Here is a 6,179-nt window from a genome sequence, read left to right as displayed (position 1 = left end):
TTTGTGCCAAATAAATCCGAAATCTTAAACGCTGACACTGTATCAATGTAGCTTTTCTTCAGCCGGTTTACCAGAGAAAACTCTGTCACAGGCAATCTCTCTTTTCTCTTGACTTATTCTCCTGTGGGTTTATTTTAGCCAAAGTTATAGTAAACGCTAAAAGTAAATAGGAGTAGGGCAAGGCTTTAGCCTTGCTATAAGCAACCCTGAAGGGTTGCCCTACGGAAACATGTCAACTTATTTATGCCGTTCACTATAGCTGGAGAAAAGCTACAAACCTGCATCCGGTGTTAAAACTACAGAGATTATTTTTAAAGCAGTTGAAAAGGCTTTTGCCGGGATTAAAATATCAACTTTCTTCAAGTAACATAAGAACATGGTCTACTCGCCATACATCATCAAAATTTATATAAAACAAACATCTCACCTATAAAAATAGCTTGAAACTTTAGTTAGATAGTGATTAGATTTTGCAAAATTAAAATCTCATAAACAACAGCACAAAATTCTTCCTACAAATTATTAAAAAGGTACGCCATTAAATGACAGAAGAACTTGAATGGCAAACAAGAAGAGACAGAATCAATAAGAAACTAAAATCTCTTAATCCTGCATGGACTATTATAAAACATAGAGATAATTTAGATACCTCTGCACTCCATTGCCATGCCGTTGAAGAATATCCAACCGCCAATGGTCCTGCTGACTATGCGCTTTTTGCAAAGGGAAAATTATTAGGAATTATAGAAGCTAAAAAGGTTAGCGTTAACCCCCAAAATGTTTTGGAACAGGCAAAGCGTTATTCTAAGGGTGCATTTAATGGTTCAGGAAACTGGAATGGTTTTCGAGTTCCATTTCTCTACGCATCAAATGGAGAAATTGTGTGGTTTCTTGATATTAGAAATGAAAAAAATATCAGACGGCAAATCTCAAACTTCCACACTGGCGATGCCCTCCATGAATTTTTTAATGATAACAAGGATGATGGTTATGAGTGGCTTGGTAATAACCCTCTTAATCTTGAAAAATTACGCTACTACCAAAGCGAGGCTATTGAGGAGACTGAAGAAGCAATCTGTAAAGGTAAAAGAGCCATGCTTATTGCTATGGCAACAGGCACTGGGAAAACATTTACAACTGTTGCCCAAATTTATCATCTGCTTGAATCAAAAGCTGCAAGAAGGATTTTATTTCTTGTTGACAGAAGAGCCCTTGCGGCGCAGGCTGTCCGAGAATTTGCCTCCTTTACTACTCCAAAAGGAAATAAATTTGCTCAGGAATATGAAGTATATAGCCAGAAGTTTCATCGCGAAGACTTTGATGATGACAAACCCTTTGACCCTAAAGTCTTGCCAAACGCATATCTTACCTCACCACAGGACACACATACTTTTGTCTATGTCTCAACTATCCAGAGAATGACTATTAATCTTTTTGGCTGGGAAAACGCCTTTGCTCAGGACAGCAGCGATCCAGACTATGAAGAGGATACACAGAAGCTGGATATTCCCATCCATGCCTTTGATGTTATCATTGCAGATGAATGCCATCGCGGATATACGGCTAGTGAAACTGCTATCTGGCGAAGTGTTTTGGATTATTTTGATGCCATAAAAATCGGGCTGACAGCGACACCTGCGCCACATTCTCTTTCACTTTTTAAAGAAGTTGTCTATCGCTACACAACTGAGCAGGCAATACAGGATGGTTTCCTGGTTGATTATGAATCAGTTAAAATAAAATCCAATGTCAGGATGAAAGGAATCTTCTTGAAAGAAGGAGACCCTGTTGGCCTTGTTGATACAAAAACAGGTGAAGAAATTTATGATGAACTAGAAGATGAAAGGGAGTTTCCAACTGAAGATGTAGAAAGAAATATTACTGCGCCTGAAAGCAATAAAAAGATTATTCAGGAAATAGCCAAATATGCCTATCAACATGAAGAGAAAACAGAACGCTTTCCCAAAATACTCATCTTTGCTGCAAATGATTTGCCCCATATATCACACGCTGACCAGCTTGTGAATATCTGCCGTGAAGAATTCGGGCAAGGAGACGATTTTGTCCAGAAAATCACAGGCAGCCCGAGTGTTGACCGTCCATTACAGAAAATCAAGGAATTCAGAAATCGTCCAAACCCAAAAATTGCTGTAACAGTTGATATGCTTACAACCGGAGTTGATATTCCATGTCTTGAATTTATTGTGTTTTTAAGGCCTGTAAAATCAAGAATCCTCTGGGTTCAGATGCTTGGAAGAGGTACCCGCCTTTGTCAGGAGATAAACAAAGAACATTTTACAATCTTTGATTGTTTTGACGGCACTCTTATTGAATATTTCAAAAATACTACTGACTTTAAAATAGAGCCTCCTCAAAAAGAACCTATACCATTAGAACAGGTTATAGAGAATATTTATCAGAATGTAGACAGGGAATATTATACGAAAGTTCTGGTCAAGCGATTGCGCCGGATAGAGAGAAGTATGAGTGGCGAGGCAATAGCAAAATTTGCCAATTTTATTCCTGATGGAGATATAGGGAAATTTGCAGGTAAGCTTACTGAAAATATCAGGAATGACTTTACCAATACAATGAATCTGCTACGAAACAAGGATTTTCAGGATTTGCTGATTAATTATCCGAGGGCGCAAAAGAAGTTTATTGTTGGCTATAATGTTCCGGATGAAGTCTCTTCAGAGATTATTGAACATTTTGGACCGTATGGACAAAAGCCAGAAGACTACCTTGATTCCTTTGCCAGATTTGTAAAAGAAAATCCTGAGCATATTGAAGCGATTAAGATTTTACTGGAAAGACCTAAAGAATGGAAAACAGATGCGCTCAATGAACTTCGTAAAAAACTTTCTTTGAATAAATTCCCTGAAAAGGAGCTTCAAAAGGCACATAAGCTTGTCTATAACAAAGCCCTTGCGGACATTATCTCGATGGTAAAACATGCTGCAAAAAAAGAGGAACCAATATTTACAGCAGAGGAAAGAATCACAGAAGCTATGGAAAAAGTAAAGGCTGGAAAATCTTTTAATGAAGAGCAACTAAACTGGTTAGGTCTTATTCAGGAGCATCTTATAAAGAATCTTACAATTGAACTTGGGGATTTTGACTATGCTCCTATTTTTGAACAGCGTGGAGGTAAAAGCAAAGCGGAGAAAATATTTAAAGATAAGCTTGAACCACTGATTGCTGAAATAAATTATTCAGTTGCAGCACAGGAAAGGGAAAAAATATGTCTGATGTTGTAAATAAGCTTTGGGGATTTTGCCACACTCTCCGCCATGATGGAGTTGACTATGGCGATTATATTGAACAGCTCACATATCTGCTCTTTTTAAAAATGGCAGATGAGAGGGGTGTTGAAATACCCAAAGACTGTACATGGGAAAGCCTGAAAAAAGAAAGCGGAACAGACTTGCTTGACCATTATTCTGATATTTTAAGAAAATTAAGAGAAAAACCGGGATTGCTTGGAGACATCTTTGCTCAATCCGTTCCCCGCTTTAACAATCCGGTTAATCTTAAGCGATTAATAGCCATGATTGATGAAGAAGAATGGTCTGCTATGGATGTTGATATAAAAGGCGCAGCCTTTGAAGGACTACTTGAAAAAGCAGCCAGTGAAGGCAAAAAAGGAGCGGGACAATATTTTACCCCAAGAGTTCTCATTGATTCCATTGTCCGCGTCATGAAACCCGACCCAAGAATCAACCCGGACTTTACAATCTGCGACCCTGCTTGCGGTACAGGCGGGTTTCTGATGAGAAGTTATGAATGGCTTTTAAATATTACAAAAGGCGCGCTTGAACGGAAAGACATTAAGCGGATTAAGACCTCAACCTATTATGGACAGGAACTGGTCTCCCGTCCAAGAAGATTATCATTAATGAATCTCTTCCTCCATGGCCTTGAATCAAAAATTTATTTAGGGGATTCCATATACGAGCCTGAACGTGGAGAACGATATAATTGTGTTCTGACAAATCCGCCTTTTGGAACAAAGGGCGCAAACCAGGCTCCGGAGCGTGAAGACTTTACCATTGCAACAAGCAACAAACAGCTAAACTTTGTTCAGCATGTAATGAATATTCTCAAGCGCGGTGGCAGAGCCGGAATAGTTCTTCCTGATAATTGCCTCTTTGAAGATAAGGCTGGTGAGGTTTTTGAAATCCTGATGCAGGACTGTAATCTTCATACTGTTTTACGTCTTCCCCGCGGGACTTTCACTCCATACAGTCAGGGAGTAAAGGCAAATGTAATTTTCTTTCAGAAAGGCTTGCCTACTGAAAATGTCTGGATATTTGATGCCCGCTCCAATGTACCGGGAATAACAAAAAAAGACCGCCCACTCTCTTCAAAGCATTTTTCTGAATTTGAAGAGTGTTATGGCAAAGATCCTAATGGTCAGAGCAAAAGAAAAGATTTGAGAGAAGAAGGCAGGTTCAGAAAATTCCACATCAGCGATATAAAAGAGCGTGATTACAAACTTGATATTACATGGCTAAAAGATGATTCTGTTGAGGATGCAAATAATTTGCCTGACCCGCAGGACTTGGCAAGCGAGGCAATTACTGAACTTAAAGCAACGGTGGATGATCTGAAGGAAATACTTCAGTTGATAGAAGTAAATGGAGAGTCCTGAATGAGTTCTACATTTAAAAAATGGACAACAACTCCTTTAGAAAATTTATTAATCTCACTGGAATCGGGTTCAAGGCCAAGAGGAGGCGTTAGAGGTATTCCAAATGGTATTCCAAGTATTGGAGGAGAGCACTTAACATACAAAGGTACCTTCGATTTTACTTCAATTAAATATGTCCCTAAGGAATTTGCTAATAATATGAATAAAGGGCGTATCCAGAAAGATGATATTCTTATTGTCAAGGATGGTGCTACAACAGGAAAAACAGCTTTTGTCGATGAATATTTTCCTTTCAAGGATGCAGTGGTTAATGAGCATGTTTTTATTTGTCGCCCTTCAAAATTCATTGAACCAAAATTTTTGTTTAGATTCCTTACGTCAAAAGAAGGACAAGAAAGAATATTAGAAAATTTTCAAGGTTCCGCACAAGGTGGAATAAATCTTTCTTTTGCTCCAAATACAGAAGTGCCATTTCCTCCTTTTAATGAACAACGCCGCATTGTGGCAAAACTGGAAAAGCTTTTGCACAAAGTAGATGCCTGCAAAGAGCGGCTTGAAAAAATTCCGCTTATCCTCAAACGCTTCCGCCAGTCAGTCCTCGCCGCTGCATGTTCAGGAAGATTGACTGCGGATTGGAGGGAGAAGAACCCGATCATCGAGCCTGCAATTAAACTCTTGGCTTCAATCACGGAGAGAAGACGAACAGCCTATGAAACGGCGCTACGCGCGTCTTCGCGCGAAGGGAATCGCAAGCCCCGCAAGATATTTCCAGACGAGCCACCTTCAGTTGAATCAGCAGATGTTGACTTACCTGAGACATGGACGGTTACAAACGTGGATTTCCTTGCACATGTAACAAAGTTGGCGGGGTTTGAATATACTAAACATATCACACTTCTTGACCAAGGTGACGTGCCGGTTGTGAGAGCACAGAATGTCCAGATGGGTAGATTTGTTCCGGAAAACCTAAAATACATCATGAAGGACGTTTCCAATTTTCTGGATCGTTCACAGCTACACGGACGGGAAATCTTGATGGTTTTCATCGGTGCTGGAACTGGTAATGTTTGTATGGCGCCTAAGAAAGGACGTTGGCATCTTGCGCCCAACGTCGCGAAAATTGACGTGGACGGGGCGAACTCTCATTATCTTTTGCTCTATCTTCAATCACCCATCGGGTTTTTCTATACGACCTCTTGGATAAAAGCGACCGCCCAGCCCAGTCTCTCTATGAAAACTATTCGAAAGATTGTGGTGCATTTGCCTCCGCTTGAAGAACAGCAGGAAATTGTCCGGAGGCTGAAGGAACTCTTCGAAAAAGCTGATGAGATTGAAGAGCGGTACAAGAAAGCAAAGGCTTTTGTGGACCGGCTTACACAGTCCATCCTTGCCAAAACCTTTCGTGGTGAGCTCGTGCCGCAAGACCCAAATGACGAGCCGGCATCGGTGTTGCTGGAACGCATTCGAGAAGAGCAATCAAAGATAAAAACAGATATTAAGATAAAGACTAAGCGTAGGGTTAAAA

At 40.0% G+C, this 6,179-nt stretch carries 2 protein-coding genes and 1 pseudogene (1 of these 3 only partly in view); all 3 read left to right on the top strand.

Annotated elements, in window-relative coordinates; genetic code table 11:
• The first annotated feature begins 542 nt into the window (after positions 1 to 542).
• The gene (locus A3H37_07625) at positions 543 to 3,260 is read left to right on the top strand and encodes a restriction endonuclease subunit R (protein OGL50659.1); all 2,718 of its coding nucleotides are present in this window, start codon (positions 543 to 545) and stop codon (positions 3,258 to 3,260) included.
• Positions 3,245 to 4,654 carry a restriction endonuclease subunit S gene (locus A3H37_07620; GenBank protein OGL50658.1) on the top strand — a complete coding sequence of 470 codons (1,410 nt, stop codon included), beginning with the start codon at positions 3,245 to 3,247 and terminating at the stop codon, positions 4,652 to 4,654. Before A3H37_07625 ends, A3H37_07620 begins: the two co-directional genes overlap by 16 nt.
• Positions 4,655 to 6,179 (top strand): annotated as a pseudogene (locus A3H37_07615) (hypothetical protein) (it continues 107 nt past the right edge of the window).

The sequence above is a fragment of the Candidatus Schekmanbacteria bacterium RIFCSPLOWO2_02_FULL_38_14 genome (genome assembly GCA_001790855.1).
Taxonomy (GTDB): Bacteria; Schekmanbacteria; GWA2-38-11; order GWA2-38-11; family GWA2-38-11; genus 2-02-FULL-38-14-A.
The sequence above is the reverse complement of the archived record's forward strand: the minus strand, read 5'-3'. Positions and strand labels throughout refer to the sequence as shown.

Coding starts and splice junctions, on each gene's coding strand:
- A3H37_07620 (OGL50658.1), top strand. CDS start 3,245: ATGTCTGATGTTGTAAATAAGCTTTGGGGATTTTGCCACACTCTCCGC.
- A3H37_07625 (OGL50659.1), top strand. CDS start 543: ATGACAGAAGAACTTGAATGGCAAACAAGAAGAGACAGAATCAATAAG.